The organism is Nitrospirillum guaranorum (genome assembly GCF_034653275.1).
GTDB lineage: Bacteria > Pseudomonadota > Alphaproteobacteria > Azospirillales > Azospirillaceae > Nitrospirillum.
Window position 1 is genome coordinate 1,037,199 of the sequence record NZ_JAYEES010000004.1, and the last position, 17,613, is coordinate 1,054,811.

General features: G+C 68.8%; 12 protein-coding genes and 1 pseudogene. 4 read left to right on the forward strand and 9 right to left on the reverse strand.

Features of this window, described 5'->3' with window-relative positions; genetic code table 11:
- Nucleotides 1-49: 49 nt before the first annotated feature.
- Nucleotides 50-925, forward strand: a complete 876-nt coding sequence (locus UAJ10_RS26335) for a dienelactone hydrolase family protein (protein ID WP_322918300.1) — start codon at nt 50-52, stop codon at nt 923-925.
- 408 nt (nt 926-1,333) lie between these two features.
- Here UAJ10_RS26335 and UAJ10_RS26340 read toward each other — a convergent pair whose 3' ends face one another.
- Nucleotides 1,334-2,068: an SDR family NAD(P)-dependent oxidoreductase gene (locus UAJ10_RS26340; protein WP_322918302.1), complete on the reverse strand. Its 735-nt coding sequence runs from the start codon at nt 2,066-2,068 to the stop codon at nt 1,334-1,336.
- Between the two features lie 110 nt (nt 2,069-2,178).
- Entirely contained in the window at nt 2,179-2,685 is a 507-nt protein-coding gene (locus tag UAJ10_RS26345; RefSeq protein WP_322918304.1) for an Lrp/AsnC family transcriptional regulator, read from the reverse strand.
- A 160-nt stretch (nt 2,686-2,845) separates the two neighbouring features.
- On the opposite strand from UAJ10_RS26345, the gene ald reads away from it, so the two are divergent.
- The 3 genes and pseudogenes from ald to UAJ10_RS26360 form a co-directional block, all read left to right on the forward strand.
- Nucleotides 2,846-3,961 (forward strand): alanine dehydrogenase, encoded by a 1,116-nt coding sequence (gene ald / locus UAJ10_RS26350; RefSeq protein WP_322918305.1) that lies wholly within the window; start codon nt 2,846-2,848, stop codon nt 3,959-3,961.
- Nucleotides 3,962-4,135: 174 nt separating this feature from the next.
- On the forward strand, nt 4,136-4,330 hold the full coding sequence (locus UAJ10_RS26355; protein WP_322918306.1) for a hypothetical protein: 195 nt from the start codon (nt 4,136-4,138) through the stop codon (nt 4,328-4,330).
- Nucleotides 4,331-4,519: 189 nt separating this feature from the next.
- Nucleotides 4,520-4,705 (forward strand): annotated as a pseudogene (locus tag UAJ10_RS26360) (cupin domain-containing protein); the annotation flags it as partial.
- On the opposite strand, the gene UAJ10_RS26365 reads toward UAJ10_RS26360, so the two are convergent.
- The 7 genes from UAJ10_RS26365 to UAJ10_RS26395 all read right to left on the reverse strand — a co-directional run bounded on the left by UAJ10_RS26365 (nt 4,702) and on the right by UAJ10_RS26395 (nt 17,528).
- On the reverse strand, nt 4,702-6,978 hold the full coding sequence (locus UAJ10_RS26365) for a putative bifunctional diguanylate cyclase/phosphodiesterase (RefSeq protein ID WP_322918307.1): 2,277 nt from the start codon (nt 6,976-6,978) through the stop codon (nt 4,702-4,704). The pseudogene UAJ10_RS26360 and the gene UAJ10_RS26365 sit on opposite strands and share 4 nt — an antisense overlap.
- A gap of 97 nt (nt 6,979-7,075) precedes the next feature.
- A complete protein-coding gene (locus UAJ10_RS26370) occupies nt 7,076-7,510 on the reverse strand; it encodes a response regulator (RefSeq protein WP_145727560.1) in 435 nt (144 codons plus the stop codon).
- Nucleotides 7,511-7,617: 107 nt separating this feature from the next.
- Nucleotides 7,618-10,041, reverse strand: a complete 2,424-nt coding sequence (locus UAJ10_RS26375; RefSeq protein ID WP_322918310.1) for a response regulator — start codon at nt 10,039-10,041, stop codon at nt 7,618-7,620.
- Nucleotides 10,042-10,314: 273 nt separating this feature from the next.
- On the reverse strand, nt 10,315-10,545 hold the full coding sequence (locus tag UAJ10_RS26380; RefSeq protein WP_322918311.1) for a hypothetical protein: 231 nt from the start codon (nt 10,543-10,545) through the stop codon (nt 10,315-10,317).
- 193 nt (nt 10,546-10,738) lie between these two features.
- Complete coding sequence (locus tag UAJ10_RS26385) at nt 10,739-12,052, reverse strand: pentapeptide repeat-containing protein (protein ID WP_322918312.1); 1,314 nt, start codon at nt 12,050-12,052, stop codon at nt 10,739-10,741.
- A gap of 151 nt (nt 12,053-12,203) precedes the next feature.
- Nucleotides 12,204-14,513, reverse strand: a complete 2,310-nt coding sequence (locus UAJ10_RS26390) for a hybrid sensor histidine kinase/response regulator (RefSeq protein WP_322918313.1) — start codon at nt 14,511-14,513, stop codon at nt 12,204-12,206.
- Nucleotides 14,514-14,696: 183 nt separating this feature from the next.
- Complete coding sequence (locus UAJ10_RS26395) at nt 14,697-17,528, reverse strand: M16 family metallopeptidase (RefSeq protein WP_322918314.1); 2,832 nt, start codon at nt 17,526-17,528, stop codon at nt 14,697-14,699.
- Nucleotides 17,529-17,613 lie beyond the last annotated feature (85 nt).

Consider the following 17,613-nt stretch of genomic DNA (forward strand, 5'->3'; position numbering starts at 1 on the left):
CCGCCTGCGGTAAAAATTCAGCCATAACAATGACGAAGGGGCGACTTCCATGGAAGACAACGTGATCAACCGTCGCGGCTTCACCACGGCCGGCCTGGCCGCGGGCTTCGCGCTGGCCGTGTTGCCGGTATCGGCCGAGACCATCATCACCGACGCCGACAACCTGGAGGCCGGCATGGTGCAGATCCCCGTGGCCGGCGGTGCCACCATGGGCGCCTACCGCGCCGTGCCCAAATGGGCGGGCCAGGGCGGGCACCATCCCGTGGTGCTGGTGGTACAGGAAATCTTCGGCCTGCATGAGCACATCCGCGACCTCTGCCGGCGCCTGGCCAAATCAGGCTATTACGCCATAGCCCCCGACCTGTATTTCCGGCAGGGGGATGCCACCAAGGTGCCGGACATCCCCACCCTGGTGCGTGACATCGTGTCCAAGGTGTCGGATGAGCAGGTCATGGCCGACCTGGACGCCACCGTCGCCTTGGTGAAGACCGATGGCAGGGCCGACACCCGGCGCATGGCCATCACCGGCTTCTGCTGGGGCGGGCGCATCGTCTGGCTCTATTCCGCGCACAATCCCGACCTTAAGGCCGGTGCCGCCTGGTACGGCCGGCTGGTCGGCAACACCGATGCCGCCCATCCCAAGAACCCCATCGACCTGGTGGACCAGCTGAACGCCCCCGTCCTGGGCCTGTACGGCGCCAAGGACGACGGCATTCCCGTCTCCAGCGTGGATCAGATGCGGGCCGCCCTGGCCAAGGGCGACAAGGCCGCCAGCGACTGCAAGTTGATGGTGTTCGAGGACTCCGGCCACGGCTTCAATGCCGATTACCGCCCCAGCTACAACCCCGCCGACGCCAAGGCGGCGTGGAAGCAGATGCTGGAGTGGTTCAAGAAGCATGGCGTGCCCTACGTTCCGCACGCTTGAATGAATTCGTAAATTTCTTGAATAGGACGCGACTGCGTCCGCCGGAGCGTGCACCGCCCAGTTAACGTAAAAGGGGGGGCGGAGCGAGGAAGCCAAGGCCACGGATGTGGCCGCCCGGCGCCTGAGGGAACTATAGAAAAAGAAAAAAGGCCCGCCTGCGGGGGAGCGGCGGGCCTTCATAGAGGCCGGGTTGGGCGCGGGGAGCAACCCACCCGGACGGGGAAGCAGAAACGGGACCGAGGTCACCGTCTCGGGCGCCGGAGAGGTTGGGGCCATCCCCGGCACAGGAAGAAGACTATGCCCGCCGAACCGCTGCGGCTGTGACCAATATCACTACGGTGCGGAGCGTAAGCATATCCTGCCATGCGCGGCCTGGCCTTGAATCACCGGCCCCCAAATCCCACCGCCTCAATACAGCGCGATGCATTCACCATGGCGGGTGTTGTCGGGCGCCACCAGGTCCAGGATGGTGGGCACGACCCGGGTCACGGGCGGCTGGGTGTCCGGCTTTTCCCCGGGGAAGGCCTGGGCGCGGAGCTTGGTGGGCATGGGGCCAGGGTCGACCAGGTTCACCTTCAGGGGACTTTGCAGCACCTCCCGCGCATAGGTCAGCGCCATCATCTCCAACCCCGCCTTGGCCACGGCGTAGGCGTTCCAATAGGCCACCGGCTCATGGCCATAGCGGTCGGTGATGAAGACGGCGCGGCCCGCGTCAGAACCGCGCAGCAGCGGATCCAGGGTGCGGATCAGGCGCATGTTGGCGGTCAGCGTCAGGGCCAGCACCTTGTCCCACTGCTTCACGTCGGCATGGGCCATGGGGCCGATGGCGCCCAGCATGCCGGCGTTGGCCACCAGGATGTCCACCCGCTTGAACCGGTCCAGCAGGGCCGGGCCCAGCACGTCGAGCTGGGCCGGGTCGGCCGCCATGTCCTGGGGAATGAGGGTAGCGGTACCGCCGGCGGCGCGGATGGCGTCGTCCACCTCCTCCAGCCCGCCCACGGTGCGGGCGATCAGCACGACGTGCGCGCCCTCCGCCGCCAGCCCCTTGGCGACGGCGGCGCCCAACCCGCGCGAGGCGCCGGTGACAACGGCGACACGGCCCTTGAGACGGCCTGGGACGGCGGGAGAGGCAGGCTCGGTCATGCGGGACACTTTCCTCGAAAAAAGATTCTTTCAGCAACACGGTGGGCGCGAGGTGCCCCCGCGCCACCGCAACGGCTGGCTTTGCGGTGTACGGCCTGGCATCGCGTCCGTCAATCGCCGCCCACGGTGACGACATCGGCCAGCGGCAGGGCGGTGCGTTTCATGACCGTGCGCAGGGTGAAGCTGGAATGGACGCGGGCCACGCCCGGCAGGCGGGTCAGGATGCGGTTGTGCAGGGCCTCGTAATCGGCGGCCCCCGCCACCACCACACGCAGCAGGTAATCGCTGTCGCCCGACATCAGGTAACACTCCATCACCTGGGGACAGGTGGCCAACGCCTCCTCGAACGCGCGCAGGTAGGGTTCCGTCTGTTTCTCCAGCGTCACCTGCACGAACACGCTCTCCGGCCGCCCGCAGGAGGCCGGGTCCAGGATGGCGGTGTAGCCGCTGATGATCCCCGCCTCCTCCATCGCCTTGACCCGCCGCAGGCAGGCGCTTTCCGACAGGTGGACGTGGGCCGCCAGCTCCGAATTGGGGATGCGGCCATGGTCCTGCAGGCGGGCCAGGATGGCACGATCAATCCTATCCAGTACCGTTGTTCGCAGACTCTGCCGCATTGGACGCCTTCAACGAAGTTCCCTTGCGCATTGTGCGCCGGACATAACCTTCAACGCAAGGACATGCACCGGCCTTCGGCCTTATCTTGGGCTCCGAAATCGAGGCAACGGTTGCGCGACCGGACAGGCGGCGCCAACCCAGATGATCCGGGAGATAACCATGCTGGTCGGCGTTCCTAAGGAAATCAAAAACCACGAGTACCGCGTCGGTCTGATCCCCGGCAACGTGCGCCAGCTGGTGGCCCACGGCCACTCGGTCATCGTGCAGAAGAACGCCGGCACCGCCATCGGCCTGACGGACGAGCAGTATGCCGCCGCCGGCGCCACCCTGGTGGACACCGCCGAAGAGATCTTCGCCAAGGCCGACATGATCGTGAAGGTGAAGGAGCCGCAGCCGCACGAGTGCCGCATGCTGCGCCCCGGCCAGGTCCTGTTCACCTACCTGCACCTGGCGCCCGATCCGGAACAGACCGAACTGCTGCTGGCCTCCGGCGCCATCTGCATCGCCTATGAGACCGTGACCGACGCCCGCGGCGGCCTGCCCCTGCTGGCCCCCATGAGCGAGGTCGCCGGCCGCATGTCCATCCAGGCCGGCGCCAAGTGCCTAGAGAAGAGCTACGGTGGCAACGGCATCCTGCTGGGCGGCGTGCCCGGCACCCCGGCCGCCAAGGTCGTGGTCATCGGCGGCGGCGTGGTCGGCCTGAACGCGGCCCGCATGGCCGTGGGCCTGGAAGCGGAAGTGACCGTGCTGGACAAGTCGCTGGACCGGTTGCGCCAGATCGACCAGCAGTACGGCCGCCGCGTGAACACGCTGTACGCCAACATCGACACCATCGAGCAGGCGGTGCTGGACGCCGACCTGGTCATCGGCGCCGTGCTGGTCCCGGGCGCCAACGCCCCGCGCGTTGTCACCAAGGAGATGGTGGCCAAGATGCGCCCCGGCAGCGTGCTGGTGGACGTGTCCATCGACCAGGGCGGCTGCTTCGAGACCTCGCACGCCACCACCCACGCCGACCCGACCTATGTGGTCGACGGCGTCATCCACTACTGCGTGGCCAACATGCCGGGCGCCGTGGCCCGCACCTCCACCTTCGCCCTGAACAACGCCACCGCCCCCTTCGTCTTGGCCCTGGCCGACAAGGGCTGGCAGCAGGCCCTGGCCGACGACGTGCACCTGCGCAACGGCCTGAACGTGTTCCGTGGCAAGCTGACCCACCCCGCCCTGGTGGAAGAGGGCGACGCCCGCTACCTGGCCGCCGACAAGGCCATCGCCTGATCCCTTCCGGATCAGCGGCAAGAGTTGAGTTGCGAAGGCCCGGCGGCGACGCCGGGCCTTTTCGCTGCCTGCTCCCAGGCCCGGGAGGCGTGCGGCACTGTAACCCAGTCCTTTTGTGTGGGCAGAGCGACGGCTTGTCGCTTAAGTTGTATATTGCTTTTGATGGGGGCTCTGATGACACTGACCAATGGGCTTCTCGTGGTCGTCCTGCTCGGTGGCGCTTTCGTCTTCTGGAACCTGTCGGACCTGATCGAGGCCAAGGAACAAGAACTCCGTGAGCGCGCGCGGAAACTGAAGCTGGAAAACGATCGCGAGGAGCGGCGGATCCAGCAGGAACAGGACGCTGCCGTGCCTTCGACCAATAGCTGATCGCCCCACCCAGCGCGACCGGAGACCGGACCGCAATGCAAACCCTGCCCTGGCTCCTGTCGGCATCGCCTGCGGTGACGGACCTGCCCGATGTTCCGGCGGGGGAACGGTTCCAATACCTGCTACAGCACGGCACATGAAGGTGGGTGTCTACGCCCCTCGGGGCCATGACCCGCAAGGCCCCACGTCCGCGACGAAATCTATGTGATCATCAGCGGCACCGGCACCTTCGTGAAGAACGGTGAACGCCATCCCTTCCAGCCGCACGACCTGCTGTTCGTGGAAGCCAGCGCCGAGCATCGCTTCGAGGATTTCAGCGACAACTTCGCCACCTGGGTGCTGTTCTGGGGACCGACGGGCGGGGAGCCCGCTTAAGCGCTGCGCCCCTCCCGCTCATCCTCGCGGGCCATCAGCAGCGGGTGCAGGAAGCGGGCCTCCAGCTGGCGGGCGGGCATGGGCTCGGCGATGAAGAAGCCCTGGACGACGGGGCAACCTTCCGCCACCAACCAGGCCAGTTGCTCCTCCCGCTCCACGCCCTCGGCCACCACCTCCAGGCCCAGGCGGGCACCCAGGGTCAGGATCATGGCGGCGATGGCGCTGTCGCGTGGCAGGTCCTGCACGAAGGCCCGATCGATCTTCAGGGTGTCGATGGGCATTTGCCGCAGGTAGGACAGCGAGGAGAAGCCGGTGCCGAAATCGTCCACGGCGATGCGCACACCCAGCCGCTTCAGGCGCCACAGCACCTCCAGCGAGCGGGCGCTGTCCACCATGACGCTTTCCGTCACCTCGATCTCGATGCGGTCGGCGGGCACCCCGCTGCGCGCCAGGCAGTCGCGCACCCGCTCGACGAAACCGGGGGCGATGATCTGGCGGGCGGAGACGTTCACGGCGATGTGGAAGTCGGGCAACAGCTTGGTCCAGTGCGTGGCCTCGCGTACCGCTTGTTCCAGCACCCAGCTGCCCAGTTCCATGATCAGGCCGGAATCCTCGGCCACGGTCATGAAGGCACCGGGCTGCACCAGCTGGCCGTCGTGCTTCCAGCGCACCAGCGCCTCCGCCCCCACCAGCGCCTGGTCGGCCGCCCGCACCTTGGGCTGGAAGTACAGCTCGAAGGAACCGATGCTGAGCGCCTGGCGCAGGTTGGCCTCGGTGCTGAGCCGGTTCTCCGCCCGCTCGCTCATCTCGCGGGAGAAGAAGCGGTACTGCCCCCGGCCAGCCGCCTTGGCGGCATAGAGCGCGGTGTCGGCCTGGCGCATCAGGGTACTGGCGGTTTCGGCGTCGCCATTGGCCGCCCCCTCGCTGGCCAGGGCCACGCCGATGGAGGCGCCGGCGTGCAGCAGATGCCCCCCCTCCACCATCAATGGCGATTCCAGGGCCTTCAGCAGGCGCTCCGCCAGCACGGCGGCGTCCACCGCCTCCAACGCGTTTTCCGTCACCACCAGGAACTCGTCGCCGCCCAGGCGACCCAGCATGTCGTCCTCGCCGATGCAGTCGCGCAGGCGCCCGGCCACAGCCTTCAGCAGCCGGTCGCCCACATCGTGGCCCAGGCTGTCGTTGACATGCTTGAACCGGTCCAGGTCCAGGAAGAACAGGGCGATGCCCCGCCCGGGGGCGCGGCCCGTCCGGCCGTGCGGCTCGTCCTGGCAGGCCAGTTCCGGATTGTACAGCCGCCGCTCCCGCCGTTTCAGCGCCTCTTCCAGACGGCGTTGCAGCAACAGGCGGTTGGGCAGGCCGGTCAGGACGTCATGGGTCGCCAGCTGCTCCATGTCCGAGCGGCTGCGGTCCAGCAGGCGCAGCACCTCGTTGAAGCGGCGGACCAGATAGCCCAGCTCGTTATCCGCCTGGCGGGGGAAGTCGGGCAGGCGGGCCGCCCCCGGGCGCGACGGATCGATGCGGGCCACGGCCAGGCCCACGGCGCGCAGCGGCCGGGTCAGGAAGGTGTGCAGCAGCAGGGCCAGCACCACGCCCAGCGCCAGGTCGCGCACCAGGCCGCCCAGCACCGTGGTGCGGATGAAGGCGGCATAGTCGGCCGCCGCCCGGCTGGTGTCCAACTCCAGCTCCAGCCGGCCGATGATGGGGCTGTTGCGGGGATTGCCGGCGGGGCGGTACAGCAGGCGCTGGGTCCGCGCCAAGTCTTGGAAGACGGGGGTGAAGCGGGCGCCGGACAGCCAGCCGCGCCAGAAGGCCCCGCCCTCCTCCGCCGGTGGCAGATCGCGGGCGCCATCGGCCAGCACCCGGTCCGGCATTTCGATAAGACGCACGGCGCGCACGCCGTCAATGGCCAGGACGGACCGCACCAGGCCGGACGCCAGGTCTGGGTCCAGGTTCCACACGGCGGCGCTGGCCGTGTTCTCAACCAGGTCCAGCACCATGCGGCCGGCGTTGGCGAACTTGGCCCGCTCCCGCTCCGCCTGGCTGATGCCTTGGATCAGCGACAGGATGGCGCCGATGACAAGGGCGGACAGCAGGGCCAGGGCCGCCTGGCGCACCGCCAGGGACCGCCAGAAGGCCACGGTCATCTGATGGCGGCGCATCGCCTCCCGCCGGCGGGCGCGGCGCACGCGCCAGGCGCACACCCAGCGCGGCAGGCGGATGCCCAACAGCCGGGGGATCGGCGCACCGGAACGGATGGCATGGGACTTGGTCACGGCATGCCCTTCGCCGGTGAAACCGCCGGCGTCCGCCCAATCCCGCTTCCCTCGCCCCGCGCCATCGCCATCCCTGTTCCCCCGCCGCCGCCCTTGCCTATCGCCGCGGCGCCATCACGACCTGCAGCTTCTCCCGCAGGTTCACCAGGGTCACGGGCTTGGCGATGAACGCGTCCACACCCAAATCCCTGGCCTTCAAAACCGTTACCTTGTCCGCGCGATTGGTCAGAAAAACCACAGGAATGTGATGTCCTTGCGTTTCACGCGCCCGAAGGTGCTGCAGGAAGGTCAACCCATCGACCGGTGCCATATCGATGTCGGCGATGATGACGTCCGGCCGGCGTTCCATGGCCACGTTCAGGCCGGACGACCCATCCTCCGCCTCCATCACCGTGCCGAAGTCCAGCTGCCGCAGGATACGGACGACGACGCCCCGGATGAAACTTTGATCCTCAATCACCAGCGAGCTGCGGAAATTGAATGAAATCGCACCCATCTGCCATCCCCAAACGGCCGCCGCCTTCAAATCCAAACAATTTTATTTTAACGAGGAATGAATACACACCCCATACCAGTTTCCGGAACATGAGGCCCCGGAATACAGGATTAGTATAGGCAGAAATGACGGTGGTCGTCTTCTTATAAAGACGCGATGGCCGCCGCGACCTGTTCCAGCGCACCCGGAACAGCCTTTGCGGCCTGCCGCGCCTCGTCCAGCTTCCCTTGGACCAGGGCTTCTTCCACTCGGTCGGCCGCGCGGGCCAGGACGTCGGCCCCTGCGCTTTTCGCCACGCCGGCCAGGGCATGCGCCTCGCGCCGGGCGGCGCCGGCGTCATTCAGGGTGAAGGCGTGGCCCAGGCCGTCCACCAGCGGGCGCGCCGCCCCCAGGAAGTCGCGCAGGAAAGCCCGCGCCTCGTCATCCAGGACGCTGAACAGTTCCAGGGTGCGGGCCAGGTTCAGCACCGCTGTCGTGTCCACCGGCGCCGTGCCCACTGGTGTCGTGCCCACTGGCGTCGTGCCCACCGGCATCGTGTCAGTCAGGGCCGGCGGCGCGGCCTTGACGCCACCATCCGACAGGGGCGGCAGCCATTGCGCCATGCAGCGGTCCAGCCGGTCCAACTCCAGGGGCTTGGCCAGGAAGCCGTCCATGCCCGCCGCCAGGCAGCGCTGGGACTCGCCCGCCATGGCGTTGGCGGTCAGGGCGATGATGGGGGTGCGCAGGCCGGTGCCCGTCTCCGCCTCACGGATGGCGGCGGTCAGTTCGAACCCGTCCATCTCCGGCATGTTGCAGTCGGTCAGCACCAGGCCGAAGCGGCCCGTGCGCCAGGCGGCCAGGGCCTGGCGCCCATCCTCGGTGACCTCGGCGGCGATGCCCAGCAGGCTGAGCTGCCGGCGAATGACCATCTGGTTGACGGGCTGGTCTTCCGCCACCAACACCAGGCGTCCTTGCGCCACGGCGATTTCGGCCGGCGGCGGCTCACCGCGCCCCTGGCGCAAGGGCGACGCCGCGGCGCGGGCCGCCGTCTCCTGCCCCGCCGCCGAGGCCACGGCCCGGATCAAGGGCACGCGACGCACCGGGCGACCGATCTGCACCGTGCCCGACGGCAGGCCCGCGGGACGCACCGAGTCCGCCGCCGCCACCAGCACCGCCGGCTTGCCCGACGGCAGGTCGGGCCATACGTCACCCGGCCGGGGAATGACCACGGCCACGTTCCACGGCTGGCCTTCGCCGGCCACACGACCGCCGGCGGCCTCGATATAGCAGGCGACGGTATCGCGCAGGGCCTGGGTATCGGCCGCCACCAGCACGGTGATGCCGGCCAGCGACGGCAAGGCCGGCTGGGGTGCCGCCACCGGCTGTTCCTGGGCGACGGCCAGGTCGATTTCGAACCAGAAGGTGGAGCCTTGGCCCGGCGCGCTATCCAGGCCGATATGGCCCTGCATCAAATCGATCAGGCGGCGGCTGATGGACAGGCCCAGGCCCGTGCCGCCGAAGCGGCGGCTGGTGGAGCTTTCAGCCTGGGTGAAGGGCTGGAACAGTTGCTTCTGCACCTCGTCGGCGATGCCGATGCCGGTGTCCTGCACCGCCACCCGCACGCGCGACCGGCCGGCGGCCGCGCCGGGCAGGCACCGCACCGACAGCGTGACGCCGCCCTTCTCGGTGAATTTGATGGCGTTGCCCGTCAGGTTGTACAGCACCTGGCGCAGGCGCAGCGGGTCGCCCATCAGCAACTCGGGGATGGCGGGATCAATGTGCACGTGCAGGTCCAGCGCGCGCTTGCGCGCCTGCGCCGCCAGCATGTCGGCCACACCTTCCACCAGCGGCCCCAGCGCCACCGGATGGCACTCGATGTCCATGCGCCCAGCCTCGATTTTCGAGAAATCGAGGATGTCGTCGATGATCCGCAGCAGGGTGCCGGCCGCGTCCCGCGCGGTGAACAGCATCTCCATCTGGTCATCGTCCAGGCCCGTATGGGACATCAGCTCCAGCATGCCCAGCACGGCGTTCATGGGCGTGCGGATCTCATGGCTCATCGTGGCCAGGAAGCTGGACTTCAGCCGGCTGGCGCTCTGCGCCTCGCGCGCGGTGCGGATGTTGTCGTAGGACCGCAGCGCCGTGATGATGGTGATGAACAGCTTTTCCGAGGTGAGCTCGGTCTTCGCCTTGTAATCGTTGATGTCGTAATTGACGATGACATCGCGCACCGGCGCCTGGCCGGGCTGGCCGGTGCGCAGCACGATGCGCACGTCGTTGTTGTCGAATTCCTCGCGGATGCGCCGCGCCAGCACCAGGCCGGCGTCGTCCGTCTCCATGACGATGTCCAGCAAGGCCACCGCGATGTCGCCGCGCTTGGTCAAGATGCCCGCCGCCTCCGCCGCCGACCGGGCGGTCAGCAATTCCAGCGGCCGGGCCTTGTACGTCAGCCGGCTGAGCACCAGCCGGGTCATGATGTGCACCTCCTCATCGTCGTCGACGACCAGGATGGGCCAGGGCGGCAGCTCCGGCGCGCGGGTCGCCGGTGCATCCTCCGCCAGGAACAGGGAATCGAGGTCAGACGTCATCGCCGCCCGTCTTCAGGGCGGTGGGCAGTGACGGCTTGCTGTCGTTTGGAACCGCTAGTCACAGCCATGGATCGACGTGTCGGCACCTTTATGCCGCTGGATGATTGGACCCCATCGGGACAGGGCGCCAGACGGGCCCTACCCTTGTGCTCAGCGCACTGTACATGACAGGGGCCGGCCAATCCAGCCGCGCACAATCCGGCGGTCGATCCGGGAGTGTAACGTCGCCGGACCGCATCGGTGGATGTAAGGAGTCGAGAGTAAAGCCCGGCCTTAGCGGCTGGCTGCCTTGCGCCCGCGTCCGGTGGCCTTGGCGCCGCGGCGGCCGCGCTTCACCGGCTCGGCCGGCGGCGGGGGCGGCGGCGCGATGCAGGCCTCAAGTCCCTGGTACGCCATCACGATGATCGACGGCAACGCCTCGACACTGACAGGATTGGACCGGGCATACGACGTTGCGATCTTGACCGCCAGTTCCCGCAATTCCGGCCTTAGTCGATCGTTCATCTAACGCTCCCACCCGCTTCCCATGGACGACTTGATAGAAGGGACCGTAATCAAAGACGCTTCGTTTAGCGCCCATTAATTCGGTCTATGCGGTTTGGGTGAGTAATACCGGCCAAGAGTACTGGCTAGAGGCCGGTTCACTATGACCGGGAACGAGGGGAGCAAGGGTTGGAAGGGGGGCGGAAGACGGCGTTCAGCCCACCCGGGCCGACGGCGACAGCTCGGGCCGGTCCAGGCCCACCGCCCCATCCAGGCGGGCGTCGGCGAAGCGCACGCCGGTGGTGTCCGCTTGCGCCAAATCGGCACCGCGCAGATCTGCACCGGTGACATTGGCGTATTGCAGCTGGGCCCGCCACAGGCTGGCCCGGGCCATGTCGGCGCCGGTCAGATCAGCGGGAGATGACCGACCGCTGGGATGGCCGTCCGATTGCAGGATATCCGCGGGATCCAGGCGGGCCTCGGCCATGTCGGCGCCCGCCAGCCGGGCGTGACCCAGCATGGCCCCGCGCAGCACGGCGCCACGCAGGCTGGCCTCCGTCAGGTCTGCGCCGGAAAGATCGGCCAGGGTCAGGTCGGCGCCGCCCAGCAGGGCGCCCCGCAGGTGGGCGCCGCGCAGGGTGGCGCCCGATAGGCGCGCGCCGCGCAGATCCGCCCCCTCCAGGTTGGCGCCCTCCAACTCGGCACGGGCGCCACGGGTGCCGCCGCTGTCTATCCAGCGTTCATGGTCGTGCACGCGGTGGCGCATGTCCAGGGCCAGCGAATCGAGCGGCCGGGAGAAGCGCGCGTCATCCAAAAACGCCTCGCTCAGGTCGCAATGGTCCAGCTCCACCCCCACGAGGTCGGCACCGGCGAACCGCGCCCCTTGCAGCCGCGCGCCCACCAGCAGGGCGCCGCCGAGGCGGGTCGCCGTGAGGTTGGCCTGGCTCAGGTCGGCACCGGTCAAATCCACCTCCCGCAGGACGGAGCCGGTGAGGTCCGCCCCCCGCAGATCGGCGCCGCGCAGCACCGCGCCGGTGATGTCGCATTCCAGCAGAGTCACGCCGGACAGGCGGGCCCCCACCAAAAGGGCGCGGCCCAGGTGGGCCTGGCGGAAGACGATGCCCCGGCCGGATCGCGGCACCTGCGCCGTCCCCTCGCCTTCTCCCGCGGGATCCGGCACCGCGATCAACATGTCGCTGGAGCGCAAATCGGCGCCGCGCAAATCCGTACGGTCCAGCAAGGCGCCCCTCAAGGCGCAGCCGCGCAGGTCGGCCGCCGCCAGGCAGGCCTGGGTCAGGTCGGCATCCGTGAGATCGGCCCCATAGAGGTCGGCCCCTTCCAACCGGCAATTCGTCAGGATGGCGCCGGACAGGTCGGCCCCGGCCAGCTGGGCGCGGGACAGGTTGCGGCCCGACAGGTCGATGCCGCGGAGGATGAGCATCGCCAGATTGGCGCGCCGTCCGCCCGGTTTGGCCGCCAGCCAGCGCTCGTGCTCATCAAGGATCTGGGTCAGCTGGGCGCCGAACATGGAACCATCCGCTCGCGGCCGGGTAACAGGCGGGACGGCCACCCGGGCCAGTCCCTGTCGGCGGGGTCGCGCCGCCAGGCCCGAGTATGGGCGGCGGCAGGTTAAGGGAAGCTGAAAGCGGGATGGAAAATCCGCATAGCTGCGCGGAATTTCAGTCCAGGGCGTCCAAGGCGTCCAGCAACTGGTCCATGCGGTAGGGCTTGGGCAGCAGGCGCATGCCTTCCAGCGGCGGCAGGTTTTCCGCATAGCCGGTCGTCAGCAGCACGGCGAGATCGGGCCGCAGCAATCGGGCCACCTTGGCCAGTTCCACGCCATTCATGCCGCCGGGCATGACGATGTCGGAGAAAAGGACGTCGATGGTGTCGCCATCCTGCAGCAGGGCCAGGGCCTGGTCGGCGCGCGAGGCCTGCAGCACGGTGAAGCCCCGCTCCTTCAGGCTGGCCGCCACGGTGGCGGACACGGTGGCGTCATCCTCCACCACCAGCACGGTGCGCGTCTCCACCCGGTCGGCCGGGCGGGCCTCGACCGGCGCCGGGGGCCGGCGAGGGGCGGTGGCGGCGCGGGGCAGGAACAGGGTGACAGTGGTGCCCACGCCCGGCACGCTGTCCAGATGGACGGTGCCGCCCGACTGCCGGGCGAAGCCATAGACCTGGGACAGGCCCAGGCCGGAGCCCTTACCCACCTCCTTGGTGGTGAAGAAGGGCTCGAACACATGGGGCAACACGGCGGGGTCTATGCCGGAGCCGGTGTCGGTGACGGCGAGGCGCACGAACTGGCCTTTCAGCGCGTCCTCCGTCTGACCCGGCGCCAGGTGCACGTTTTCGGCCACGAAGCGCAGCACGCCGCCGTTGGGCATGGCGTCGCGGGCGTTCACCGCCACGTTCAGCAGCGCCAATTCCAACTGGGCGCTGTCGGCCATGACCGGCCACAACCCCTGGGGCAGCACCATTTCCAGCATGATGTCGGCGCGCAGCGCATGCATCAGCAACTGGCGCATATTGCGCACCAGGTCGGCCAGGTCCACCGGCTCGGGACGCAGGGCCTGACGCCGGGCGAAGGCCATCAGCTGGCGGGTCAAGCCGGCCCCCCGGTCGACCGCCTGCATGCCGGCGCGGATCAGGTCGCGGCTGCGATCATCGGGGACCCGGCGCAACAGCATGTCCAGACAGCCGGACACAGCCTGCAGCAGATTGTTGAAGTCATGGGCGATGCCGCCGGTAAGGCGCCCCACCGCCTCCATGCGGTGGGCCTGGAACAGCGCGGTGTTGGCGCTCTCCGCCTCCGCCACCGCCGCGCGCACCTTCTCCTCCTGCTCGGCGCTGGAACGGGCCAGGCGCTGACTGGCGTCGGCCAGCACCTGGGCCACGGCATCCGCCTCGGCCAAGCCTAGGGATTGCGTCGGCACGGGCGCCCCGCGGCCCAGCGCGGCCGCCCGGGCGGCCAGTTGTTCCACCGGATAGGTGATTCCCCGGGCCAAGCGCAGGGCCAGGCCCATGGCCAGCGCCAACAGGGCCACCGCCCCCGCCAGCGCCAACAACAGGCCCCGCCAAGCCTCCCGCCCCAGTTCGTCCCGCGGGGCCGCGACCGCCACCACCAGATCCTGGCTGGGCGTGCGGCGGAAGGACACCATGGTCGGCATGCCCTCCAGCGACACGCCGGGCATGCGGCCGGCCGTCTGCTTGGCATATGCCTCGACGAATTCCGGCCGGGCCTTCTGCCCGACGTAGCGCTCGGGGTCGCGGGTACGGGCGATGATGACGCCGGAGCGGTCGACGACGGCGCCGATCCAGCCGGCCCGCAGCTGCTGGTCCGTCAACAGCTGGGTGAATTCCGTCGACGGCATGACCAGCGACAGGATATAGGCCGGGGCGCCGTTCTGAAACACCGGCTCGTGCAGGGCGATGGCCTGCTGGTTGGTGACGGTGCTGTTGAACAGATTGCCGACGCGGCTGTGCCTCGTCTCCAGCGCGGCGCGCAGGTTCGGGCCCAACTGGCCGCCGGTGAGTGGTGTCCCTGGCGGCAGCGCGGTGTTCATCAACACCCGGCCGTCGCCGGCCGCCGCCAGACGGAACCAGTAGCCCTTGGGCAGGTCGATGGCCCTGGCCTGGGCCTCCAGCGCCGCGATATCACCCTGGGCCAGGGCGGGGGAAGCGATCAGCGCGCGCAGGTAGGCCTGGCTTTGCCCCAACTGCTGGTCCACCGCGAGGGCGAGCATGTGGGCCGTCTCATCGAGGTGGCGTTCCGCCACCCGCCGCTCCCGCGTGTAGGCCCCACCCAGCAGCAGGGCACCGCCCAGCAAGGGCGGCAACAGCAGGGTCATGGCGGCGAGCAGCAACCGCCCCCGCACCCCAAGGGTGGAGGAGGAGGTTCGCGCCGGGCGGTTGGCGGCGGCCACGCGCAGGCCCGCCGGCATCGCCGCCGCGATGCCCCGTCCTCCCGCCGCTGCTTCCTCGCCGTCCACCACGTCTCGATCCCTTCGCCCGGGCCGCAGCCGCACGCCCATCGCGCGCGAGGCCGGCTTTCCCGGTCCGCCGCCCTGATCATCGCCGGGGCGCCAAGCTACCCCGGCCATGCGCCCCTGGCTAGAGGAGGTATTCCGGGGTGGGTGGCGTGGCCGGCCAGGATACGCCCAAAGGCAGGGGCCTCAGTTCGTCGCCTTGGCGAAGTCCCCGGCACGGAAATAGGACAGCTTGTCCGGATCGACGCGGGTGCGCAGGGCCGACACCACCTGTGCCGGCGTCACCGCCGCCACCTTGGCTTCCATTTCCGCCGACCAAGCCATGGTGCGATCCAGGTACAGGTTGGTGGCCAGCAGGCCTGCCAGGCGCGCATCCTCTGTCCGGCCCATGCGGAACTGATCCAGGAAACCGCTCTTGGCCTCCGCCAGTTCCTGGTCGGTGACGCCGTCGCGCACCAGCCGGGCCAATTCCTCGCCGAACGCCGTCTTCACCTTGGCCACGTTCTGGGGGGCGGCGATGGCCTGCAGGGTCAGGCGCCCCACGTGGTCAATGGCCCCCACCGACAGGGCGGAGCCGGCGCCGTAGGACAGCCCCTCCTTCTGGCGGACACGATCGCCCAGGCGGGAATGCAGGGTGCTGCCGCCCAGGATGCGGTTGGCCATCAACAGGGCGGGATAGTCCGGATCATCCTCGGTCATGGCCAGGGGCAGGCCGGCCAGCAGGATGGCGTTGGCCTTGTCCGGCGTCTGTATCACCTGGTCCAGGCCGGCCACCTGGGCGGGGGTCTCGGGAATGCGGGTAAAGGGCTGCGGCGCCACGAATCCGCCCAGCGCCGCCTGCACCAGCTGCGGCATGGCGGCGGCGTCGAAGTCGCCCACCACGGCCACCTGGGCCCCGCGGGCGCCGTAGAAGGCGTGGTAGAAGGCCTTCACCTCCTCCAGCTTCAGCGCCTTGATCTTGGCGATCCACTCGTCGACCGTGTCGATATGGCCGGGATGGTCGGGCTGCGTCGTGTCGAAGGCGCGGTCGAAGGCGTTGCTGGCCAGGGACTGGGGATCGGTGCGGGATGATTCCAGGTCGGAAATGGTGGCGGCGCGCCACTGTTCCAGTTCATCGGCCGGGAAGGCGGGCTCCCGCAGGATCTCCGTCACCAGCGCCAGCACCTCGGCCACGTGCGCGCGGTCGGTGCGCACGGCGATACTGGTCTGCTGCGTGCCGGACGAGATGGCCAAATTGGCCTTCATCTTGTCCAGCAGGTCCGCGATCTGCTGGCGGCTGTGCTTGGCCGTGCCCTTCAGCAACATGCTGGCCACCGCTTCGCACGCCGCGTCCTTGCCCGTCAGGCTGGCGTCATCGCCATAGCGCAGGCGGATCAGCAGGTTCACCGCCTGGCCCCGGGACGGCTTGGCCAGCAAGGCCAGCTTGCCACCGTCCGCCAAATCCAGGCGCTGGGTGTGGGCATCGATGTTGGCCGGGCTGCTGTCGAAGACGGTGTCGGCGACCGCCGCCTCCCGCCCCTTGTAGCCGTCCACCAGGGACGCGGCGGTGGGCGCGGCCGGGATGTCCACACGCTCCGGCGCCGTGGCCGGAATGAAATGGCCCTCGGTGCGGTTGGCCTGGCGGAAATAGGTCTCCGCCACGCGCTGCACATCGGCCGTGGTCACGGCGGCGATGCGGTCGCGCCCCACGAACAGCAGGCGCCAGTCCCCCTGGGCGATGGGGTCCGTCAGGCTGAGCGCCACGCCGCCGGGGTTGTCCATCAGCTGGTCGTAATTCTTCAGCATGCGGGTCTTGGCGCGGTCGACCTCCTCATCCGTGATGGGATGGTCGTGCACGCCCTCCACCACGCCGGTCATGACCGACAGCACCTTGGCGGCGTCGCCGCCCTTGGGCACCTCCGCCAGGGCCATGGCAAGGCCGGGGTCCACGCGCTTTTCCGCCGAGGCCGACACGCCGGTGGCCAGCTTCTGCTCCACCAGCGCCTTGTGCAGGCGTCCCGAGGGCGTGCTGCCCAGGATGAAGGACAGGATGGACAGGGCGGCGCTGTCGGGATGGGTGGCGGCCGGGATGTGATAGGCCAGCCCCTCGTAACCCGTGTCGCCCACCCGGCGCAGGGTGACCGAGCGTTCACCGTCCTGCGCCGGTTCCACCGTGTATTCCGGCGGCAGAGCCTCGGCCGGGTTCCTCAGCCCGCCGAAGGCCGCCTGCACGCTGGCCAGGGTCTTGGCCGGATCGAACTTGCCGGCGATGACCAGGGTGGCGTTATCCGGCCGGTAATAGCGGTGGTAGAAGGCCTGCAGGTGGCCGATGTCCACGTTCTCCACGTCCGAGCGCGCGCCGATGGTGGAATGACCGTAGTGGTGCCAAAGGTAGGCGGAGGAGTGCATGCGCTCCATCAGGATGCCGACGGGGTTGTTCTCCCGCATCTCCATCTCGTTGCGCACCACCGTCATCTCGCTGTCGAGATCCTTGCGGGCGACATAGGAGTTGACCATACGGTCGGCCTCCAGGCCCAAGGCCCAGTCCAGGTAATCCTGCCGCGCGTCGAAGGTCTCGTAGTAATTGGTGCGGTCTTCCGCCGTGGTGGCGTTGTTCTGGAAGCCACGCTTCTGTGTTTCCTGCGGGATGCCCTGGTGGTTGGGCGTACCCTTGAACATCATGTGTTCCAGCAGGTGGGCCATGCCCGTCTCGCCATAGCCCTCCATGCGCGAGCCGACACGGTAGACGACGTTGACGGTGATGGTGGACTTGGCCTCGCTGGGGAACAGCAGCACACGCAGGCCGTTGGCCAAGCGGTATTCCGTGATGCCTTCGACGCTGGCGACCCGTACCAGGGCGGGAATCTTGACTGGCGGGGTGTCCTTGAGCGTCGTGGCCTTGGTCGTCTTGGCCGGGACCACCGCCCCGGATTGTTCCGCGGCACAGGCCACCGCCGGAAGAAGGACAGGCGCCATCAACGCGGACAAGGCGCAGCCGGTGGCAAGCGCCGCGGCCAGGAAGGTCTTACCAGAGGCCAAAGTCGTCCCTTTCTTTCACACCCGCATTCCTTCGCACCCGGCCTTTTCAACCGGCACGGGGCGCACCACGGTGCCCACCGAATGG

Coding starts and splice junctions, on each gene's coding strand:
- UAJ10_RS26385 (WP_322918312.1), bottom strand. CDS start 12,052: ATGTTCGGCGCCCAGCTGACCCAGATCCTTGATGAGCACGAGCGCTGG.
- UAJ10_RS26345 (WP_322918304.1), bottom strand. CDS start 2,685: ATGCGGCAGAGTCTGCGAACAACGGTACTGGATAGGATTGATCGTGCC.
- UAJ10_RS26380 (WP_322918311.1), bottom strand. CDS start 10,545: ATGAACGATCGACTAAGGCCGGAATTGCGGGAACTGGCGGTCAAGATC.
- UAJ10_RS26355 (WP_322918306.1), top strand. CDS start 4,136: ATGACACTGACCAATGGGCTTCTCGTGGTCGTCCTGCTCGGTGGCGCT.
- UAJ10_RS26340 (WP_322918302.1), bottom strand. CDS start 2,068: ATGACCGAGCCTGCCTCTCCCGCCGTCCCAGGCCGTCTCAAGGGCCGT.
- ald (WP_322918305.1), top strand. CDS start 2,846: ATGCTGGTCGGCGTTCCTAAGGAAATCAAAAACCACGAGTACCGCGTC.
- UAJ10_RS26335 (WP_322918300.1), top strand. CDS start 50: ATGGAAGACAACGTGATCAACCGTCGCGGCTTCACCACGGCCGGCCTG.
- UAJ10_RS26375 (WP_322918310.1), bottom strand. CDS start 10,041: ATGACGTCTGACCTCGATTCCCTGTTCCTGGCGGAGGATGCACCGGCG.